Origin of the sequence: Roseiconus lacunae, assembly GCF_008312935.1 — a bacterium.
Lineage (GTDB): Bacteria > Planctomycetota > Planctomycetia > Pirellulales > Pirellulaceae > Stieleria > Stieleria lacunae.
This window is the reverse complement of sequence record NZ_VSZO01000014.1, coordinates 223,985-246,774: the sequence shown is the minus strand read 5'-3', so window position 1 is coordinate 246,774 and position 22,790 is coordinate 223,985. Positions and strand designations below refer to the sequence as shown.

Genomic DNA, 22,790 nt, shown 5'->3' with positions numbered 1-22,790 from the left:
TACCTGAGGGTAAACGTGACAATGCGGTAACGGTGTTTCCTTCCTGAGGTAACGCTGCTCGGCTAGGCAAACGCGGCACTGCTGAATCCTTGCGGTGCGACGTGAGAGACGACTTGATCGAGGTCGATGACTTCGGTCACTCGGTCACGAATAATGCACTGGCCCTGATTAGGGTCACTGACCATCGCAGTCGGTACATTGACAACGTCGACAATGTTCTGCACGACGATTCCAATGTGCTTCGGTCCGGCCGAATACACGACCGCGTTGATCAAACCGCTTTCGTCACCGGCGACGCCACCGTATCCGCTGCCGAGCTGCACCAACGGCATGATTTCACCACGATACTGAATGACTTGATCATTCCCACTATGTTCGATCTGGCTCGCTTGGAACTTTTCGAGACGTGCGACGGTGGACAACTTAATCGCCGACCGATTTCCTTCCTGCGACTCAACTAAAAGCATCAATTCGGATTCTGATGTTCCTTCCAGACCATCCGATTCACTATTTCTTGGTACGCGGTCACGGTGCTCGGACAGGATGTTGCTTCGCTGAGCGACCCCCAAGACATCCAGAATTAGAGCGACCATACCGTCGCCCATGATCGTCGCACCGGCGTAACAGGCGATGTTTTCCAGGTGACCGCCAAGTGGCTTGACAACAATTTCTTGGCTGTCGATGACCGAGTCGACCACCAAGCCGAACTGGCGATCCTCGGCTTGCAACACAATGATGTTGACGCTTTCGTTGTAGTCGTTCCGGCCACGTGGTGGACGCAGTCCCAACAGTTCATCGAGAAAGACGAGTGGAAGCAGATTCCCTCGTAGACGATACACCGGAACATCATGGATGAACTCGATTTCACATTTGTCAAGGTCGCAGTCCAAACGCACCAGTTCAAGTAAACTGACCTGTGGGATCGCATAGGCTTCGCCTGCCGTCTCGGTGATGAGCGCCGGGACGATCGCCAACGTCAGCGGAATCTTGATACGCAGCGTGGTGCCTTCACCCGCAGCGCTCTTGATTTCCAAGGTGCCACCGATCCGTTCGATGTTTGTCTTGACGACATCCATTCCAACGCCACGGCCGGAAACGTTCGTGACCGTTTGCGCGGTCGAAAATCCGGGTAGCAAGATCAGGTTGATCAGCTCACGCTCGCCCATCAACTCAGCTTGCTCGGCGGTGATCAAGCCTTTTTCAATTGCTTTGTCACGGACCCGGTCGGCACGAATTCCGCCGCCGTCATCACAGATTTCGATGATCACTTGGCCGCCTTCATGGAACGCTCTTAGCAGCAGGATTCCCTCGGCCGCCTTTCCATTTTCAACTCGAACATCCGGAGACTCGATTCCGTGGTCGACCGAGTTACGGACGATGTGAGTTAGCGGATCTTTGATCGCTTCGAGAATGGTTTTGTCGAGTTCCGTATCAGCACCTTCCATCTGCACGGCGACCTTTTTCTTACATGCCGTCGCCAGGTCCCGGACGACGCGTGGGAGTTTGCTCCAAGCATGCCGAATCGGTTGCATCCGCGTCTTCATCACGCCTTCTTGAAGTTCCGTCGTGATCAGGTTCAAGCGTTGCGACGCGGCGAGGATATTGGAATCTTTCGACTTCTCGCAAATTCTTAAGATTTGGTTTCGCGCCAAGACCAACTCGCCGACCAAATTCATCAACTTGTCTAGCAAGTCGACGTCGATTCGCACGGTCGAATCGGCAACCGACTTTGCCTTTTCACCGTCAGACGACTTAGCCTGGCTGCTAGCGGCGGGCTTGTTCGCAGTGACCTTGCTAGGTGAAGCAGCCGGCGGCGGAGACGCGGTCGGCTCGGTAGCCGGAAGACCATTGTTGTCGGCTACCGGAGGAGAAGTTTGAGTTGCGACGGGTTCAGTAGCAGCTTCGTTGTGACTTGGCGCTGTCGCCTCACCGGATGGCTGTGCAACCGGCGCCGGTTCGTCGGCCGACTCAGAAGGCGCGGTCCCTTGGTCGACTTGATCGATCGAGTCCGGTCCACCACCACCGATGTCTCCTTGTGTTTGCAGTAACTGCTGTAGCTGTTCGATCAGTGCCGCGTAATCGGCATCGCCTTCGATACCGCATTCTTCAAGATTGCTGAGGATGGTCCGGATGGCGTCGACCATTCCGAGCAATCCATCGGCAATATGATTATTGAGCTGGAACGCGCCATCGCGAAGTGGAACGAGCAAGTTCTCGCCGACGTGCGCGACTTTCTCAAGTTTCGGAAGTGCGAGGAAACCCGATGTGCCTTTAATCGTGTGGATCGTTCGAAAGATACTCGCTAGACGATCTCGATTGTCTGGCTCATCTTCGAGGGCCAGGAGATCACTGTCGAGTTGGTCAAGGCTTTCGTAGCTTTCGACTAGAAACTCTTTGACGATGTCATCATCAAGTCCGTCCACAACTTCGGTTCCCGTTCTCGTTGTATCAAAGACCGCGGTGTTTAGATCCGTAGTCTTTGTCTCTAGTTAGCGAATCGCTGGGTACAGGATTCGGCTTCGATTACAGAGAACGATAGGATGCCACTACCTGGCCGATTGTTTTCGCATCTGGGAACGTCAGACTTTAGGGGAACTCCCTTTCAATTGGACAGATTCAATTTGCCAGGTTCGATCCAATGGGGTAAGCGGCGAAAGCGGATTGCTTCGGTTTGATGTCGGAGATCCCTCAACACGATTGAATGTCCGGAACGGCGAACCAATCCCAAATTGCTGGGTAGTCGGCGTTCATCCAGCGAACGCCGATGATCGACGCTAATGCCGCATCCGCGTTTGACTTTCGTTATTGCTTTGGTTGGATTCGAATGGCTTTAGCCACGGTCTCGATGCAATAACCGGGGCTAATGCCCGTCGGCTGGTGACTCGAAACCGAACAGTTGGTCGAGAAAGCGCGTGGGTGCTTCATCGACATCTGAAATTCGAATTAGCCGATTGGCGTTAGCCACGGTTACCGCGCATTAGCCGGGACTGACGCCCGTCGGCCGATGACTTGTCCCTGTTTTTCAACAGGAACAAAGTGCTAGTCACCCATAAACATTTCACCGAATCCGCCCAACAAACTGCCTTCACCCTTGCGCGTATTGCCTCCTGAAGGAATCGCGGCGGCCAAGCGTCCCGCGAATCTCGAGAACGGTAGCGACTGCAGCCACACCGGGCCGGGACCACGAACGGTTGCCAAAAACAGGCCTTCACCACCGAAGAATGCGTTCTTCAACCCACCGACGAATTCGACGTCATAATTTACGGTCGGCCCCATTGCGACCAAACAACCGGTATCAAGCCGAATGGTTTCTCCGGCATCGAGTTCGCGATACATCATCGTTCCACCGGCATGGATGACACCGATACCGTCACCTCGGAGGCGTTGCATGATGAAACCTTCACCACCAAATAATCCCGCGCCAATTTTTTTCTGAAATGCGATGTCGACGGTGATGCCACGGGCACCGCAAAGAAACGCATCCTTTTGGCAAATCACCTCGCCTCCGAGCTGATCGAGGTGCAGCGGGATACAACGACCTGGGTAGGGTGCACCGAACGCAACCTGAGCGCGAGCGTTCGATTGATTTGTGAACGTGGTCATGAAGAGTGCTTCGCCGGTGAGTGCCCGCTTGCCCGCCGAAAGTACTTTCCCGAACAGACTCGAGTCCTGTTTGGAGGGATCACCGAACACGGTTGCCATTTCGATCCCGCTCGTCATGTACATCAACGCGCCCGCTTCTGCGATTGTTTGCTCGCCTGGATCAAGCGTGATTTCGACGTACTGGGTTTCGTGACCAAAGATCTCGTAATCAATCTCGTCGCTCGTTCGCGCGACGCCATCGGACGATTGGCCACCACGCATCGTGACGGGTGCGGAAGTGACCTGTACTTCGCCGGCCGCAAACCGGTCGTCGCTGTTGGTGGTTGAATCGACTCCCGATGCTAAACTTTCGTTTGCGAACGGATCTTCGCCCGTCGATGTTCCTCCGTTCGATGTCAAACGAGGAACCGGGAATGCATGTCCGCAGGTCCGGCAGTTGACCATCTTCCCAGCCAAGTCATCACCGGCTTGATAATGCTTCCCGCACATCGGGCAGTTAAATTCCATGATCAGTTTTTCCTTTAGAAGGTAGGTTGACTTAATTTTCTGTGACAGCTTCGACTTGGATGTCGTCTATCAAGATCGTATTTTCAGTCTTGATGGCGAGATGGCGATACATCCTCACGTTGAGACAGTGTTGGCTATCGTTGTTCATGTTGGGCCCACGAGCAGTAAACACTGGCTCCGCTCTTTTGCCCAGATAAATTGTCATCGCCCCTTGCTCCCCTTGTGACCATCGAATGTTCACTCGCACATCCGTGCAATCGTCACGCTGAATCGGAAACGAAGTCATCGGCAAGGCAGAAATGCCAGCGGTAACTGATCATGTCGCCTTCTTGAAAAGGCGGCTCGACACTGACTTCGGCCCGCACCCCACCATGAAGTTTGGGTTGGTCACCGGTAAGCCGTCGCCCTTGGCAAGCGTCACCCTGTGCGTGCTTGCCCCAAGCGTGTTCGCATCGCCGAGCCCCATTGTTCCGCCCCCGTATTCCTGTGTGAGGCGGCGTTTCCCGGACAAACAGGCGCGAATTATCATGAAGTAAGCGACAATTGTTGCCAATCGGCTACAGCCCAGGCAACCGTCGATCGACTAAACTGTTACCGGTGTAGTCGATGCCGTCGCGTCCCGGTCATGGGACGTTGTCTTTCCAATACGACCGACTTTGGCATCCCTCCACATAGTGGCGACTGGCCAACAGCGTACTCCCGCTCGCAGGACATCCTAGCGATCAGACGCCGCCATTCCTTTCTTATTCGAAACTTCCATTCGAACGCCTACCCTGAACATGATGAACCAAAACTCTTCACTCCCAAACCAACGTCGCCGGTTCCTGAAAGCCACCGCAGCGGCGTCGGCGGCCGTGGCCAGCCCCTACTTTTTCAGTTCCCCCAAAACGTTGGCGGACGAAACACGCAGTAAAAATGATCGAATCTCGATCGGGATGATCGGTGCCGGAGGTATGGGCAACGGAAACATGCGTTCGGCGAAAGATTGGCTTGACGTCGTCGCGGTTTGCGACGTCGACGAACGCCGAGTCAAAAAGACGAACGAATCGCTAAGCAAAGGCAAGGCGTTTGAATGTAGCGACTATCGCGAAATCCTTGATCGCAAAGACATTGATGTCGTTCATATCGCGACACCGGATCACTGGCACACCAAACCGTTGATCGAAGCGATGCTGGCAGGCAAAGACGTCTACTGTGAAAAACCGTTGACGCTGACGATCGACGAAGGCAAGCAGATTCGTCGCGTGCAAAAGGAAACCGGCCGGATCGTCCAAGTTGGGACACAACAACGCAGCACGTTTCACTTGTTCGTCAAAGCGATGGCGATTGTCGCCGAAGGTCGTCTGGGACGCATTCGCGAAGTCCAAGCGGCAATCGGTGGAGCCCCGACCAGTCCGTCCATTCCGGTCGCTACGCCCGATCCCGCACTGGATTGGGACCGCTGGCTCGGCCCCGCTCCCAAAGCTGACTACCGTTTGCTGACCGATCAAAACAATCGCGGTCGCGGCAAAACTAACGGGCACTACGAGTTTCGCTGGTGGTACGAGTACAGCGGTGGCAAACTGACCGACTGGGGTGCACACCATGTGGATATCTGCAGCTGGGCTTTAAAGCTCAATGGCCAGACGGCCGGCCCGCTTTCGATCAGCGGTACGACCGAACATCCCGTCGAATTCAAAGACGGTTATCCGGTACAGAACGATCGCTATAACACCGCGACGTCATTCAAGTTTGACGTTCAATACCCCGGTGACACCCGCATGATCATCCGCAGCGACACCGACAATGGTGTGTTGATTACAGGTGACAAGGGGCGGATCTTTGTCAGCCGTGGCCGCCTTGCCGGAAAGCCTGTCGAAGAGCTTGCCGACAATCCACTCCCCGAAGACGCGATCGCCAAGGTCTACAAAAATTTGCCGATGGAGCGAAACGAACGGCAGGCGCACTGGGCAAACTTCTTGCACTGCTCCCGCGAAGGCAAGGAGCCGATCAGTGACGTTCATTCGCACATGCAAATGTTGAATGTTTGTCACTTGGCAGGCATCTGCGCCCGCCTTGGACGTGAGCTGAAATGGGACGACCAGAAAGAGCAAATCGTCGGCGACGAACAAGCGAACAGCTTCCTCTCGCGTCCCTACCGAAGTGGTTACGAAATCGACATGTCGTAACACGGTCGATTGCGCCAAGAAATTCTGCCAAGTGCTGGGTTCCGATCCGATTTTTGGCTTAGCCGAACGACGTTGACCGGCGTCGTCCGGCTGTCACGTCTGATTTTCCGGACGACTTCACCGCACTTTCGGGGCGATCGCAATTCTATGCGGGGGTTGAGACCTGGTCCGGCAGGGATCGTCTCCCCCCACTCGCCGATCAGTGCTCGGTCTTTTAAACTCAAGCGCTCGGTTCGATCCGCCCTCGTGTCGGCAAGGTTGCTGTGTCGGTGATGTTTCCCTATTTCGGCGTCACCCTAACTCGCCGGCGACGGATCACGACAAAGCTCTCTCCTTCCCGAAAGAATATCCATGAGCGATCAACTTCGACGCGGAACGTTGTCACTTCACGCCGGTCAGGAACCCGACCCAACGACCAACAGTCGCGCGGTGCCGATCTACGCGACGACCAGCTACACGTTCAATGACACCGATCACGCGGCGGCGTTGTTTGGCTTGGCCGAGTTCGGCAATATCTATAGCCGCTTGATGAATCCGACTGTCGACGTCTTGGAAAAGCGTCTGGCGGCACTCGACGGAGGCGTGACCGGGCTATGCTTCGCCTCGGGACAGGCGGCGATCACGGCCGCCGTCCTTACCCTTGCCCACAGCGGGCAGAACATCGTCAGTAGCACGTCGCTCTATGGCGGAACGTGGACGTTGTTTACGCAAACCTTGAAAAGCTTGGGAATCGAAGTTCGCTTTTTCGACCCCAACGAACCCGAGAAGATTCACGAACTTGTCGACGAGAACACGCGACTGGTTTACATGGAATCGATTGGTAACCCCAAAAACGATGTGCCGGATTTTAAAGCGATCGCCGACGCGGCCCACTCCGCTCCGCACGGTCCGTTGCCCGTACTGTGCGACAACACCGTGATGACGCCGATGCTGCTGCGTCCGATCGAACATGGCATCGACATCGTGATCTACAGCACGACGAAGTTCCTCGGTGGCCACGGTGTTCATATCGGAGGCGCGATCGTCGACAGCGGGAATTTCAAGTGGGCAGATAACCCGGACAAGTGGCCGGAATTCTGTGGCCCGTCTCCTTCGTACCACGGTGCCGTCTTCGAAGAACACCTCCGCCCGATGGGCAACATTTCCTATTTGGTTCACATTCGTACGCACTGGCTACGCGACACCGGCGCGGCGATGAGCCCATTTGCGGCATTCCTGTTCTTGCAAGGACTCGAAACGTTGCATCTACGGATGCCACGCCACTGCGAGAACGCCATGAAAATTGCCGAATTTCTTGAATCCAGCGATGCGGTCGAATGGGTGAACTATCCCGGCCTGAAATCACACAAGGATTATGACCGCGCCCAACAGTACCTGACCGATGGCCAAGGGGCGATCCTTGGTTTCGGGATCAAAGGCGGAATGGAAGCGGGCAAAAAGTTCATCAACTCTTGTAAACTTTGCTCGCACTTGGCGAACATTGGCGACGCCAAAACCTTGGTCATTCACCCGGCAAGCACGACGCACCAACAGCTTTCCGAAGACGAGCAGCGCCGTGCGGGTGTGGTCCCCGAATACATCCGGATGTCAATCGGAATCGAAGACGCCGAAGATATCATCGACGATCTTAAACAAGCTCTGGCGGCCGCCACCGCATCGTGACCGAGAAGGCTGCCGATCGCCGATCGTTCGAGAGTACCGACGACAACCGTGTCGCCGGGCCGCTGATCCATGCTCAGCAAATCGTCTTCGACGATGACATTGGACTGGAACTTGGTGGACGGCTGCAGGCTGTTCGATGCGCGTATGAAACCTGGGGAACCCTCAACCAAGACGCCAGCAATGCCGTCTTGGTTTGTCATGCGCTTTCGGGAGACTCGCACGCCGCCCGCCACGATCCCCAAGACGATCCGGGCTGGTGGGATGATTTGATCGGCCCCGGTAAACCGATCGATACCGACCGTTTCTTTGTTGTTTGCCCCAACGTTCTCGGAGGCTGCCGCGGTACGACCGGGCCGGGCGACATCAATCCAGAAACTGGAAAACCCTTTGGCGCCGATTTTCCGCAAATCACGATCGGCGACATGGTCACGGTTCAAAAGCAACTGGCCGATCACCTTGGGATCTTTCGTTGGCGAGCGATCATCGGCGGTTCCCTCGGTGGGCATCAAGCGATGAGCTGGGTGTCGCGTTTTCCACGGTGCACCGACGTGTGCGTCATCATCGCGTCCAGCCCCCGACTGACCAGTCAGGCACTCGGGTTTGATGTGATCGGCCGCAACGCGATTCAAACCGACCCACACTTTTACGGTGGGCAATACTATGACAAACCGCGCCGCCCCGACACCGGTTTGGCGATCGCCCGCATGCTGGGGCACATCACCTATCTATCGACCGAGGTGATGGAAAAGAAGTTTGAATCAGATCGACACGACCCGCGTGAAATCGCGACTAGCTTCGAACAACGTTTTAGCATTGGATCCTATCTCGCCCACCAAGGTCAAAAGTTTACTACAAGGTTCGACGCGAACAGTTACGTCACGATCACAATGGCGATGGATCTGTTCGATCTCGGTTCCAGTCGACTGCAGTTGATGGAAACCTTTGGCGACGCCGAGTGTGAGTTTCTATTAGTAAGTTTCAGCAGCGATTGGTTATTCACACCCCGGCAGTCGCGCGACATGGTCAACGCCTTGACGGCACTCGACAAGTCCGTCACGTATGCGGAAATCACTTCGCCACGCGGCCATGATTCTTTCTTGATCAACGAGGATATCCGTCAGTATGCGCCGCTGATCCAAGCCCGACTGGGCGACCTTGATCAAGAACCGCACCAAATCTCGATGGTCGAATCGTTGATCCTTGACGAAATCCCCGAGTCCGCGTCGGTATTAGATTTAGGGTGTGGCGATGGCCACTTGCTCGCCGAACTAAAACGCCGCGGACATCAAAAGTTAGTCGGCGTCGAAGTCGCCCAATCCGGCATCTTGAAAGCGGGCAGTCGCGGCCTGAACATCATTGACTACGACTTAAACGAAGGACTACCGGCTTTCATCGACAACCAATTCGACGTCGTCGTACTCAGCGCAACCCTCCAAGCAGTCGCGAACGTGGAAATGTTGTTCGACGAAATGCTACGCGTCGGGAGTCGGGCGATCGTTAGCTTTCCAAATTTCGCTTACCGCGAACTGCGTGAAGACTACGTCATCCGCGGCCGGTCTCCGAAAGCTCCCGGTGAATTTGGCTACGAATGGTATAACACGCCAAACCGACGCTTCCCTTCGATCGCAGACGTTCATGACCTCTGTCGGCAAAAACAGATCCGTCTGGTCAACGAGTACTATTTCAACGCGTCGACGGGAGAACAGGTTCGGGCGGATCAGGACCCCAACCTTAACGCGGATACCGCGATCCTAGTGATTGCCGCCGTCTAGCTTTTCTGAAGGAATCTGATCGCCGCTGCGAAACTCCACGCGAACGATTCAGGTAAAACTGTAGGAAGCTCACTCGCTTGCGTGAGCGTTCTGCTGATTCTGCCTCTCTTCGATTCGCCAGTATGTCACAACGAAACTTCGTGCGTGAAATCGGTTGGTTTGGCGTTGCGATCTGCGTGATCCTAGCCGGATGGCCTAAACTCGCCGCCGCGGAAAACGCCACAGTCGCATCGCGATTCCTCCCTCCATCAACGTTGGTGTACGCGGAGCTCGCGGACCCGGTGCAGGTTTATTCGACAATTCTTGATCATCCGCTACGTCAGCGGCTTGAGCAATTGCTCCCCGTCGAGATGCTCAAGCAAACCGAAGACTATCGCAAGTTTCAAGCCGGGGTTGGGTTGGCCGAAGGCTTGTTCGGCATGCCATGGCGAGAGGCACTTGAATCGATTACCGAAAACGGGATTGCCTTCGCGGTCGACTTGGATACGAAAGGCGTGGCGTTGATCCTCGCGGCGCGTGACGACCACATCGCCCAATCGTTTGTCGAGAAGGTGATGATGATCGCCAGCCTGGAGAAAACAGCCGACGTCCAGCAAGTTGAGTACCGAGGCGTGAAAGCCTTTCGACGGGACGATCTACGTGTCGCAGCGTGCGCGGGCCACGTACTGATCACCAACAGTTCTGACCTCGGCCGAGCCGTCTTGGATCGCATGATTGACGGATCGGGACTCTCTCTCGCTGACGACGACACGTTTTCCGACGCCCTCAAGGCTCGTAGCAATCGATCGAATGGATGGGGGTTCGTTCATCTTGAAACGATTCGCAAACGGGAATTAGTCCCCAAATTGTTTGCCGGCCAGATCGATAATCCCTTGGTCGAGTTGATGGTCGGAGGGATTCAATCGGCACTCGCGAGGACACCGTACGGATCGGCCGGGGTGAATCTGGATCAATCCGGGCTTGAGCTTCATTTTGCGGTTCCGTTTGAAGCCGACTGGATCCCTGAAAGACGTGAGTATTACTTTGGCCCCGGCGCGAGCGGAACTGGCCCGGCACTGCCGGTCATTGACCAGGAGCTACTGGAAATCAGCACCCATCGGAACCTCGCTGAGCTTTGGATGCGTGCAGGTGACCTATTCGACGAACGGATCAATGATGAATTTGCCAAGGCCGATGCGACGCTCACCACGATTTTCGCGGGTCGTGACTTCGGCGAAGACATCTTGGGCGCGATCAATCCAGAAATCGGACTGATCGCCGTTCGCCAGAACTACTCCGATCAATTGCCCCAGCCGGCGATCAAACTCCCCGCGTTTGCATTGATCATGACGATGAAGGATCCACAAAAAGTCTCTCGTGATTTTCGGAGAACGTTTCAAAGTGTGGTCGGCTTCTTCAACGTGGTCGGAGCCCAGGAGGGTCTGAATCAACTAGAACTCGACATGGAAAAATTCAGTGACAGGTCGCAACTCGTGATCAGTCGCTATGTCCCAGAACAGGATGCAGCCGACTCGACTCATGCGAAAATCATCTTTAACTTTTCGCCGACAATCGGATTTGCTGACGAGCGGTTTATTCTGTCAAGCACGACCGATTTAGCCAGGATTTTGACCAAGCATTCCGACTGGCCAACGAATCATCCAAACGCGAACGTTTCGGCCGAAATCTCCGCCGATGTATTGCAGCAAGTGTTGGCCGACAACCGGGCTCAATTGGTCGCCCAGAATATGCTCGAAGAAGGCCACTCCAAAGAGGAAGCTGAATCGGTAATCGGGCTGATTCTCGATACCGTCGGATTTCTTTCTTCTGCATCCGCTCGATTGGTGCACGAAGACAAAACACTGAAGCTAACGTTCCGCGTGGGAGTCGATGCCGAATAGCGAGCATTCAATTGCACAGGAATTCATCCGATGCCAACTTCTAGTCACGTGATGATCGATCCACAATGGGCTTGGGAGCCCTACACGCCTTCCGACGACCAACCTTGGGACGCCAGAACCGCGTCGCACCTCCTACGGCGCAGTGGTTTCGCCCCAAATGCGACGCGACTTCAAACGGCTGTTCAAGAAGGGTTTTCCAACACCTTTGTTTCGGTGACAGAACTTCAAGGCGGAACGGATCGATTTGACTCGGAAATGGACCTTTTGGCTGGTGCAGCCACCGCGAGTGGCAGCCTAGATCAGCTTGCCGCTGGCTGGTTGTACCGCATGCAGGCGACACCAAGTCCCTTGCTAGAAAAGATGACCTTATTCTGGCACGGACATTTCGCCACCAGTGCGTCAAAGGTTCAGGACGCTTCATTGATGCAGCAACAAAATGCGCTGCTCCGTCAAAACGCGCTCGGTCACTTTCGCGAGTTGTTACTCGGCATTTCACGCGACCCCGCAATGCTGATCTATCTCGACTCGGCAACAAACCGAAAATCGCATCCGAACGAAAACTATGCCCGTGAGATCATGGAGCTATTTTGCCTCGGCGAAGGCAACTACACCGAAACGGATATCCGTGAAATCGCGCGTTGTTTCACAGGCTGGGAAATCAAACGTAAACGGTTTCGGTTTAATCGATACCAACATGACAACGGAACCAAGGCTTTTCTTGGCCAGTCTGGCGATTTCGGAGGCGAAGATGCGGTCCGAATCATCGCCGATCAAGACGCCGCGGCGATGTTTCTGTGCTCCAAACTTGTCCGCTTCTTTGTCGCCGATGAACTTCTCTTGTCACCATCAGTCATCGAACCGTTAGCCGAAAAGATGCGTGAGGACGATTTGCAAATTGCCCCAACGGTACGTCGAATCTTAGGTAGCAATCTCTTTTTTTCGTCCCATGCCCGCGCCTCAAAAATTCGCTCGCCGGTGGAATACGCACTTGACTTTTTGAGCGCGTTCGAAGGCTCTACAGACAACTACATGGTCACCAAGTCAATCTCGAACTTGGGACAGGGGTTATATCATCCGCCCAGTGTCAAAGGTTGGGATGGCGGAAGAGCGTGGATCAATTCTTCGACACTCGTCGGGCGGGCCAACCTCGTTCGACAAATCCTCGATCATAAAAAATCCCGATTCGGGAAGCGATCACTCGAGGAGTACCTGGCGGGTCATGACGTTCGGCGGATCGACGATCTGATCGACTTTGTTGAACCCCTGCTTTTCGCAACACGTTTGCCAACGTCCGCACGTGATCGTGTTCATGCGATCGCCAAGAACAATTCTACGACCGGTCAATCGGGATTTGCAGACGCATTGCACCTCCTTGGTTCACTTCCGGAGTTTCAGTTGTCATGAACTCGACTTTCACTCGTCGCAAATTACTCCGCACCGGGATCGCATCATCGGCAGCATTATCGCTGCATCACGATGTGGTTTGCCCTGCCGTTTTATGCAACGCCGCCGAACAGTCCAAGGCAGACCAAAATATCTTGGTGGTCATCGAACTAGCCGGTGGAAATGATGGGCTCAATACAATCATCCCACACTCTGATGACGAGTATCGAAAGGCTCGCCCCAACCTGCGTATCGACCGCCAGCAGTGTCTGGCGATCAACTCCGATCGTGGATTTCATCCGGCACTAACGGGCTTCGCTTCGCTGCTCGAAAAAGGCATGCTGTCGATCGTCCACGGTGTCGGGTACCCCAACCCTAACCGATCGCACTTTGAATCGATGGACATTTGGCACTCATGCCAACGTAAAGATCAATCGCGGATCGATGGCTGGGTCGGCCGATTTCTCGAATCCCTCCCACGACAAGGCAGCAATGATCCGCCGGCACTTCATCTGGGACGCGAACAGCAGCCATTCGCGTTGATGTCACGCGAGATTAGGGTGCCTTCGATTCAATCACTTCAACAGTTTCGCCTTCGAAGTAATCAGAGCGTTAATCTTTCCGATGCCATCGAATCAATCGCCGCGACACCTGCACCTGCTGATAACGATCTGCTTCGCTTCATCCAAAGCAGCACCTCGTCGGCGATCTCGACCAGCAAGCGAATGGAAGAGACTCGGAAACAGATCCCCGAAAACTCCACTTACCCCAAAACCCCGCTAGCAGAAAAACTACGGACGGTCGCTAGCCTGATCGCGTCAAAGCTCCAGACTCGCGTGTACTATGTCCGCTTGGACGGGTTTGACACCCACGCGAATCAGCCGGACGCGCACGCCGCTCTGTTGCGTGAAGTCGGCGATGCGACCGAAGCCTTCATCAATGACTTGCAAGGTCGCGGGGAGGCTGATCGGGTGTTGGTGATGTGTTTCAGCGAATTTGGGCGGCGGGTTGCCGAAAATGCAAGCGACGGGACTGACCACGGAACGGCGGCCCCGGTTTTCTTTGCCGGCGGAAAAATTCGCGTCGGTGAAATTGGCGAAATCCCTAGCCTGACCGATTTAGACCAAGGTGACCTGAAGCACCACACGGACTTTCGGTCCGTTTACGCGACCGTCCTACAGGATTGGCTGGAATGCGAGAGCGAAGCCATTTTGAACGGCAACTTCTCGCCCCTAGAACTGTTTGGGACAAAGACTAGTTAGTGTTCCGTCTAGACTGGATGATTGAATGCGGCTTATCAGCGATTCTGCGTGCATGGGCCCGGCTGCTGTACGGAAGCCGTGGCAAACGCCAATCGGCTCACCCTCGTTTTAAATGACGACGAAGCCCGAATACGTAGCCGAACTATTTTTTCTTTGGCTTTGCCTTCGTTGCCTGGCGAGGCACCCAAGTCGCGGGTGCGTCGAGCATGAGTGGTTCGTGAAAGACCGTTAACTGATCGCCTTGCCGATCAATCCATGCGTCAAGCGCCGACGTGAGTTGTCGTTGTTTCGACGCGAGCGACGGATCGCCGATCAGATTGTTTTGTTCGTAGGGATCATTTTCAAGATCATATAGCTCTTCGGCTGGTCGCCCGTGATGTCTCGCGAGTGCCGCCGCCGCGCCCGAATCTGTTTTTGCAAGATCCTTCCATTCGATGAAGTAATCCCCGGATGTTTCGCGAAGCAACAGATCGATGTGTGTCGTGAAGGCAAACTCGGGATGGATGTTGCGGATGTACTTGAAACGTTGATCGCGTACCGAACGAATCGGATAGACATTCATTTTTCGATCACCGCTATGAGTCGTGAAGATCAATTCGCGGTGGGAGTTCGTTTCGCCGCGAAGAACACTCGCAAAACTACGACCGTCGATCTCGTTGAGGGTGTCCCCGCCGGCGAGGTCGATTAGTGTCGGTAGTAGATCGACCCAACTGACCATCGCGTCGGTGGTACTATTGGGTTTGATCTTTCCGGGCCATGAAACAATTAATGGCACGCGAGTGCCTTCGTCGTAGAGCGTCCACTTGCCCAGTGGGAACTGCGCCCCATGATCACTGGAAAACAGAAAGATCGGATCGTCATCGAGGTGCTTAGCGGTAAGCGACCGCAAGTTACCAAGCAAACGATCCAAGTCGGCAACTTCCTGTAAGTAACGCGAGCGTTGAACACGAGTCCGCGGGGTATCAACGAACGTCGGCGGCAAGGCTATCTGGGCAGGGTCAATATCGGACTGATTAGGCCATGGGACATGCGGATTCGAGATTCCGACGAAAAGTGCTAGAGGGCGTGAGTCGGTTCGCTGTTCCAAGAACCGCGTCACGTTTTGCAGTAACTTGGGCATATCCTTTGCCCCCTCGGAAACTTCGAACCCGAATCGAGGAGCACTAGAACCGTGAGCAACTTTCCCAAACGCGGCGGTTTGGTAGCCCAGTTCGTTAAGTCGTCGAGGGAGACGATCGATGTCGTCATGTGGGAACGTGTGGTTTTCTTCGGCACCATTTCGTGCCGGCATCAATCCTGTCAGAAGCGCCGCGCGACTGGGGGCACAGGACGGGCTGGCAACGAACGCGTGTGTGAATGTCATTCCCTGCGACGCAAGGGTTTCGAGCGCGGGAGTTTTCACGCCACGATCGGCGTACACCGAACAATCACGCTGCGAAAGGTCGTCGGCGAAATAAACCACAATATCAGGCAGTTCATCGGCAGACAGACTGTTGCCGGAAAAGATGACTCCAACACACAGGCAGACTGCGGTAAAAAGAGAAAGACGCATCGAAAGAACTTTTCTGTGGAGGGCAATCGTCGAAAGGTAGGGATGAGAAAGTATAGCCACTTCGGCAGGTACCAGATGGCATCGATCGGATTCAGTGAAAATCTCTGGATCGCAATCGAAGCCCGCTCACTTCGCTCGACAGGTCTGTCAGGCGTCCGACGATAACGTGGATGACGCCTTGCCGGTTTTCCAGTTTTCCGTCGACCAACCATGCATTGCTTGTTTTGGCAACGCGAAAGAACGCTTGCCAGACCTTCGGGAAAATCACCAAGTTCATCGACCCGGTTTCGTCTTCGAGCGTCACAAAGGTGATTCCTTTGGCAGTCCCAGGCCGTTGCCGGATGGTTACCAGTCCCGCGATCCGGACGTGGCGACCATCACGCAAGTCAGGCAGTTCCGTCGCACAAACACAACGCTTGGTCTTTAGCTCGTCACGGACAAAAGAAATCGGATGCGCTTTCAAGCTCATTCCGGTCGTGTTGTAGTCGGCAAAGACCTCCTCGATGGGAGACATCGCGACAAGTTGCTCCGGCAGCGGTTCGTCATCGTCGACGGAATCCAACAGGGGTGCATCGGCCGGATTTTCCGATTGGCCGAGCGACTGCCAAATCGCAGCACGCCGATCGCCGACGAGACCACGAAGCGCATCCGCGTCGGCCAATAATGAAACAGCCGCTTGACCGATTTTTGCTCGACGTGTCAAGTCGGTCACATCACGATACGGACCACGAATGCTTCTTTCGATTGCGATGCGCCGCCCGTCTTCTGCGGGAAGCGATCGAATGCTCTGAAGTCCTAAACGAATCGCGGGGGATTGCTTTCCCGGCAGTACTTCGAGCGACGACTCGACGTCACTTTCGTTCACATCGACTGGCAACACTTCGACACCATGTTCTTTGGCATCGGCAACCAATTGCGCCGGTGCGTAGAATCCCATCGGTTGACTGTTGAGCAACGAGCAACAGAACGCAGCCGGATAGTGACGCTTAAGGAAGCACGAGACGTACACCAGTAACGCAAAACTGGCCGCATGTGATTCAGGGAATCCGTACTCGCCAAAGCCACGAATCTGGTTGAAGACTTGATCGGCAAATTTGCCAGCCAAACCGTTCCGTTTCATCCCTTCGAGCAACTTGGTACGAAAGCGATCGATGACACCGGGGCGTCGCCAAGCAGCCATCGCACGCCGCAATTGATCGGCCTCACCGGGAGTAAACCCGGCGGCGACGACCGCCAAACGCATCGCTTGCTCTTGAAAAATGGGAACGCCTAACGTCTTTTCCAGCACCTGTTTAATTGGCTCGCTGGGATAGACGACTGCCGCTGGGTTTTCACGCGCCTTCAAGAACGGATGCACCATGTCGCCTTGAATCGGGCCCGGGCGGACGATCGCAACTTCGATCACCAGGTCGTAGAAACAGCGAGGACGCAACCGCGGCAGCATACTCATTTGCGCGCGGCTTTCGATCTGGAATACGCCCATCGTGTCGGCCTGGCAAATCATGTCGTACGTCGCTCGATCGCCGTGTGGGATCGTTGACAACGACCATGTCTTTTGATGATGTTTTTTTACCAGATCGAAACAACGGTGAATCGCAGAGAGCATTCCCAGCGATAGGACGTCGACTTTCAGAATACCAAGCTCGTCCAGATCATCCTTGTCCCACTGAATCACCGTCCGTCCTTCCATGGCGGCGTTTTCGATCGGACACAACTCACACAACTTCCCCGCGGACATCACCATGCCCCCGACATGTTGTGATAAGTGCCTCGGGAATCCCATCAGGTTTTCGACAAGGTAGGCAAATCGTTTGCCAATGTCTGAATCGATGTCAAGTCCACAGGCATCGAGACCGCCGGGAATTTTTTCTTGTGTGCCACGGTAATCACCGGCCATCTTTGACAATGAATCAATCATGTCAGATGACAACCCAAGTGCTTTCCCGACTTCCCGGATCGCGCTTTTCCCACGATAGCTTGTCACCGTCGCAGTCATCCCGGCACGATCACGACCGTACTTTTCGTAGAGATACTGCAACACTTCTTCACGACGTTGGTGCTCGAAATCCACGTCAATGTCAGGGGCTTCATTGCGTTCCCGGCTGATAAACCGCTCGAACAGCAGATCGTTTTGCGTGGGATCGACACTGGTAATCCCCAAGCAGTAACAAACCGTCGAATTGGCGGCGCTGCCACGTCCCTGACAAAGGATATTCCGGCTGCGGGCAAAGCGAACCATGTCCCAAACGGTCAAAAAGTATGCTTCGTAGTGCAACTCTTCGATCAACTTCATCTCGTGACGTAGTGAGTCGATGATCCGAGTGGGAACGCCGTCTGGCCAACGTTGCTTCGCACCTTCCCACGTCAAACGCTTGAGATGCTCGATCAGCGACATCCCCGCCGGCGCGATCTCTTCGGGATACTCGTAGCGAAGTTCGGCGAGAGAAAATTGGCACCGCTCGGCGATTTCAATGGTCCGTTCGATCGCTCCCGGCAGATCCCGAAAGAGGAACTGGATTTCATCGAGCGACCGCAAATGAAACTGGCTGTTGGCGAACCGTTGTTCGTGAACCTGATCGATCGTCGTGCCGTTGCGGATTGCCGTCACGCAATCGTGTAATAACATTCTTTCTGCGACGTGATAGTGCACATTACCAGCCGCAACGCATGGCACGCCGGATTGAAGCGATAGCCGGTCGAATCGTCGCAAGATGGCAGCGTCATCGGGACCAAGGTGCAACGAACAAAGCAGGTACGCAGAGTCTGAAAATAGCTCTCGAAACGGTCCACGTAAAAAATCAGTGGTCAGTTTAGGACGATTCGTTGGCGATTCAGCGGAGGGCGTGTCTTTTGTCGTATCCGCCGCAACACCTGGGTTGTTCTCTCCCGAAGCAATCGCGCCGGCGATCATTCCTTCGCCGAACTCGATAACATCTGCCCAACGAATCTCACAAGCTCCTTTTTCCCGCCGAAGGCGACCGCGGGAAATCAGCTGGCACAAACGGCCGTAGGCGGCTCGGTCGGTCGGCCACAAAACCAACGAAGGCGCATCGATGGGATGAATTTCCGAGCCGACGATGTATTGGAAGCCGGCATCTCGGGCAGCGCCAAACCCTCGAACCACGCCCGCCAGCGTTTCCGAATCGGTCATCGCCAAGGCGGAATACCCCAGCTCAATCGCCCTCGTGACGAGTTCGTCCGGATGAGACGCCCCGCAAAGGAACGAGAAATTACTCTTGCAGTGCAGTTCCGCATATTTCATGACGTCACGGTAAACCGTCGGGGCGCAATCGGCAACGGCAGGAGCGAAGTCTCTTGATCAGCCTTGAGTTTTCGCGAGTCGACTCGCTGGAATCATCCACCGGTGGTCAGAGAGAATTGCTGACTTCGGATTCCATCCCGACGAGTGCGATGGTCAAAAAACGATAGCCAACAGCATATGGCTGGCTTCAAGGACACCTGCATTCGTTGTCCCGGCTGCCGTCCATCGACGACGGCCAATGCTCGAAGCTCACGTCTGCGGTTCAGGGCTGATCCGCCGGGACGATTTGCCATTCTGGGTTCGCTCCGATGAGTACAATGGGGACCTCCACCGTTCCGCCAATTGATCCCCCGCTTGATTCCGATGACTGTACCCCCGACACCTTCTCGCGTTCAGACGCTTACGTTTCGCGTTCTGGTTTTATGCGTGTTGCTTCCTCCTTGGCATACCCTCGTTCACGCGCAAGTTTTGGAAACGGATTCTATTGCGTCATCTCCCCATCCGAAGTTGCAGTACAAGAAGTGGAGCGGAGACATCAATGTTCCCGATCCGGTCGCAGTAAGTGTTGCCAACGACGGTACCGTTTATGCCACACAGACACAGCGACGAAAAATCCAAGACCTCGACATCCGTGCTCATAGTGAGTGGATTCCCGATGATGTTGGCCTCGCTTCGATCGATGATAAAAAACACTTTCTAAGGCGAACGCTTGCCATCGGCGGTGATCAAGTTGCGAACGCAAAACACGTCGAAGATCTCAATCAGGACGGACAGTACGATTGGCGTGATCTGACGGTGATCAGCGAACGGATTCATCGATTTGCCGATACCGATGGTGATGGGGTCGCAGACGAGACCAACGTTTACGCCGAAGGCTTTCAGACCGAAGTGACCGGAATCGCAGCTGGCGTGCTTCATCACGAAGACTCTGTGTACGCCACGATCGCGCCCGACGTCTGGAAGCTGACTGATTCAGATGGCGATGATGTGGCTGATCAACGGTCCGTCGTCGCGACTGGTTTTGGGCTGCACATCGCCTACGCCGGACACGACATGCATGGGTTGATTATCGGCCCCGATGGAAAACTATACTGGTCGATCGGTGACAAAGGCATTTCGGTAACCACCGCCGAGGGCAAACTGTTTCACTATCCCAATCAAGGCGGCGTGATGCGTTGCAACCTCGATGGCAGCGATTTCGAAGTCTACGCCCATGGACTGCGCAACGTTCAGGAATTCGCATTCGATCGATTCGGCAATCTGTTCGGTGTTGATAACGATTCCGATCGCCCCGGAGAAAAAGAGCGATTCGTTTGGATTGTCGATCAGATGGATGCCGGTTGGCGATGTAACTATCAATACCGGTCGGATGAATTCAACCCGTGGACTGACGAACGGCTTTGGGAAATTGCCGGCCCAGAGCATCCCGCCTATCTTCTGCCACCGATCCGCTACTTTGTCGACGGACCGGCCGGGTTCAAAATGAATCCCGGTGCCGCGTTATCTCGGTCGTACAAAGACTACTTCTTCATGACCGAAGCACCGAACGGTGGCCAATACGCTTTTCGTGTCGAAGCCGAAGGCGATACCTTCAAGATGGTCGATGACCACAAAATCGGAGAAGGTGTTCCAATTGTGGGGATTGCCTTTGGGCCTGACGGCGGTTTGTACGGAGCTGACTGGGGAGGCGGCTATCCGTTGACGCAGTCAGGGTCCATCCAGCGAATTGATGTCCCAGTGAACCAATTGTCCGATGCCGAAATAGCGGATCGGCAATCCGTCGTTCACTGGTTGAACGTCGATTTTAGTACACTTGAGACGGACCAGCTTGTCGATCAGCTTGCTCATGTCGACCAACGTGTACGATTGCGAGTTCAGTTTGAGCTTGTAAGCCGAAAAACGATCGCCCCACTGGTCGCCGTGGCGAACAACAACGAGGCGGATGCCCTTGCCCGAGTCCACGCGATCTGGGCTATCGGACAAATGGTTCGAACCGGTGACATCAGTAGCGACGTCCTGTTTCCTGTTCTGAAGTCACCGAATGAAAACCTTCGCGCGGTGGCCGTCAAGGTCCTCGGCGAATCGGGCTGCTCATCACCAGACGTTCTAATTCCGCTGCTAACCGATGATGACTTGCACGTGCGAGTTCATGCCGCCTTGGCTCTCGGACGCTGCCCATCGGCCAATGCGTTGGACGCACTGATCAACTTGGCAAATCAAACGCCTTTCAATCAGCACTACATGCGTCACGCGATCACGACGGCGATGACGACGTGTGCGACGCCACGTCAGCTAGCCGAACTCCGCGCCCAACCATCGATAACCACACGCCTATGTGCGGTAGTTGCGCTGCGAAGATTGCGATCTCCTGTTGTCGCAAACTATCTCGATGACCCATCATCGGCAGTCGTCACCGAGGCGGCTCGTGCGATTCACGACGATTTCTCGATCCCTGACGCACTACCGATGCTGGCGAACCATTTGGGCAAAGCAGCTGTCCCCGATGCATTCACACGTCGTGCGATCAATGCCAACGTCCGCTTGGGAACCAACGACGCAGCCAGTCGATTGCTGCGGTTTGCCACCGACGAAACCCAGCCTGCGTCGATGCGAGCGGACGCTTGCGACGCACTCGGCGTCTGGAATGCTCCGCCCTTACTCGATCGGGTCGACGGTCGCAGGCGAAATGAATCGCAAACACGTTCTTTCGATCCTCAGGTCACAACGAAAATCCTCGGCGAGCTGATTCGCCAGGCACCGGTCGAAGTTCGAGTCGCGGCAGCCAAAGCAGCACGAACGCTCAAGCTAACGCTTTCTCCTGCGGCAATGTTGGCACTCTCGGTTGACGATCAAACGCCGGTCGGGCTTCGCCTGGAAGCATTACAGATGATCTCTGAAGCAGGCGATCACGAGATTCCCATCCAACGTCGGGTCGCATTGTTCATCGACCTTAGCCAAGACAGCACCGATTCGATCGCAACTCAGGCCCTCGCGGCCTTGTCTGCACTTGATCCCCAGAAAGCGATGCCTGTGTTATCAGCTCGCTTGAGAGACGGATCGCCCGCGGTCAAGCAAACGGTGATCAGGCGATTGGCGATTCATCAATCCGATACAGCGGACGAACAACTCCTTGAACTTGCCAAACAACTCCACGACGGATCGTTGGATTCAAAGTTATCTCTTGATGTTTACTCCGCAATTCTAACGCGGTCACCGCATTCGCCGAAACTTTCGGCTATTCAAAACCAGATCAACGCATTCGATCATCTTGAATCGTTGCCGTCGGACAAACACCGTCAGTTTGCGTTCGCTCGCGACGGCGGAAATGCCAAAGAAGGCGAGCGAATTTTCCGCTCCGACCTACGCGCCCAATGCAGCCGCTGCCACCGGATCGGTCGCGGCGGCAGTGAGATTGGTCCTGAACTGACAAAGATAGCGAAGAAACGTGACGCCGACTATTTGCTACGCGCCGTCGTTTATCCCAGTGCGGAGATCGACGCCAAGTACAACGTACAAACAGTGTTGATGGCCGATGGAAACGTCGTCCAAGGTGTTTTAAAACGCGAAGACGACGACTGGATGGTATTGATCGATGCGAATGGGAAAGAACAAAAACTCTCTCAAGAGGATATCGAACAAGTCGCCGACAAACAGGTCTCGCTGATGCCGGACATGACCGCCGTTCTATCGGCGGCCGAGGTCCGTGATTTGGTCGCCTACCTGAAAACGCTTCGTTAGC

The 22,790-nt window shown here is 54.8% G+C and carries 11 protein-coding genes; 7 read left to right on the top strand and 4 right to left on the bottom strand.

Going from position 1 to position 22,790, the window contains the following annotated elements; genetic code table 11:
- Window positions 1-62: 62 nt before the first annotated feature.
- Together FYC48_RS19175 and FYC48_RS19170 are read right to left on the bottom strand one after the other, a co-directional pair.
- Window positions 63-2,423, bottom strand: coding sequence for a chemotaxis protein CheA (locus tag FYC48_RS19175; protein WP_149498404.1), 2,361 nt, complete (start codon window positions 2,421-2,423; stop codon window positions 63-65).
- 616 nt (window positions 2,424-3,039) lie between these two features.
- Window positions 3,040-4,110: a TIGR00266 family protein gene (locus tag FYC48_RS19170; protein WP_235034330.1), complete on the bottom strand. Its 1,071-nt coding sequence runs from the start codon at window positions 4,108-4,110 to the stop codon at window positions 3,040-3,042.
- 782 nt (window positions 4,111-4,892) lie between these two features.
- On the opposite strand from FYC48_RS19170, the gene FYC48_RS19165 reads away from it, so the two are divergent.
- From FYC48_RS19165 to FYC48_RS19140, 6 genes are all read left to right on the top strand, one after another.
- A complete protein-coding gene (locus tag FYC48_RS19165) occupies window positions 4,893-6,278 on the top strand; it encodes a Gfo/Idh/MocA family protein (RefSeq protein ID WP_235034329.1) in 1,386 nt (461 codons plus the stop codon).
- Window positions 6,279-6,629: 351 nt separating this feature from the next.
- Entirely contained in the window at window positions 6,630-7,940 is a 1,311-nt protein-coding gene (locus FYC48_RS19160; RefSeq protein ID WP_149498402.1) for an O-acetylhomoserine aminocarboxypropyltransferase/cysteine synthase family protein, read from the top strand.
- Window positions 7,937-9,712 carry a homoserine O-acetyltransferase MetX gene (metX, locus tag FYC48_RS19155; RefSeq protein WP_149498401.1) on the top strand — a complete coding sequence of 592 codons (1,776 nt, stop codon included), beginning with the start codon at window positions 7,937-7,939 and terminating at the stop codon, window positions 9,710-9,712. The genes FYC48_RS19160 and metX overlap by 4 nt, the downstream gene beginning before the upstream one ends.
- Window positions 9,713-9,834: 122 nt before the next feature.
- Window positions 9,835-11,592 (top strand): DUF3352 domain-containing protein, encoded by a 1,758-nt coding sequence (locus tag FYC48_RS19150; RefSeq protein WP_149498400.1) that lies wholly within the window; start codon window positions 9,835-9,837, stop codon window positions 11,590-11,592.
- Between the two features lie 30 nt (window positions 11,593-11,622).
- Complete coding sequence (locus tag FYC48_RS19145) at window positions 11,623-12,996, top strand: DUF1800 domain-containing protein (protein WP_149498399.1); 1,374 nt, start codon at window positions 11,623-11,625, stop codon at window positions 12,994-12,996.
- Window positions 12,993-14,237: a DUF1501 domain-containing protein gene (locus FYC48_RS19140; RefSeq protein WP_149498398.1), complete on the top strand. Its 1,245-nt coding sequence runs from the start codon at window positions 12,993-12,995 to the stop codon at window positions 14,235-14,237. The genes FYC48_RS19145 and FYC48_RS19140 overlap by 4 nt, the downstream gene beginning before the upstream one ends.
- A 142-nt stretch (window positions 14,238-14,379) precedes the next feature.
- Here the strand turns inward: FYC48_RS19140 and FYC48_RS19135 are convergent, their stop codons facing one another.
- Together FYC48_RS19135 and FYC48_RS19130 are read right to left on the bottom strand one after the other, a co-directional pair.
- Window positions 14,380-15,789 (bottom strand): sulfatase family protein, encoded by a 1,410-nt coding sequence (locus FYC48_RS19135; RefSeq protein WP_149498397.1) that lies wholly within the window; start codon window positions 15,787-15,789, stop codon window positions 14,380-14,382.
- Between the two features lie 91 nt (window positions 15,790-15,880).
- On the bottom strand, window positions 15,881-19,051 hold the full coding sequence (locus FYC48_RS19130) for an error-prone DNA polymerase (protein ID WP_149498396.1): 3,171 nt from the start codon (window positions 19,049-19,051) through the stop codon (window positions 15,881-15,883).
- Window positions 19,052-19,414: 363 nt separating this feature from the next.
- On the opposite strand from FYC48_RS19130, the gene FYC48_RS19125 reads away from it, so the two are divergent.
- Entirely contained in the window at window positions 19,415-22,789 is a 3,375-nt protein-coding gene (locus tag FYC48_RS19125) for a DUF7133 domain-containing protein (protein ID WP_149498395.1), read from the top strand.
- The last annotated feature ends 1 nt before the right edge of the window (window position 22,790 follow it).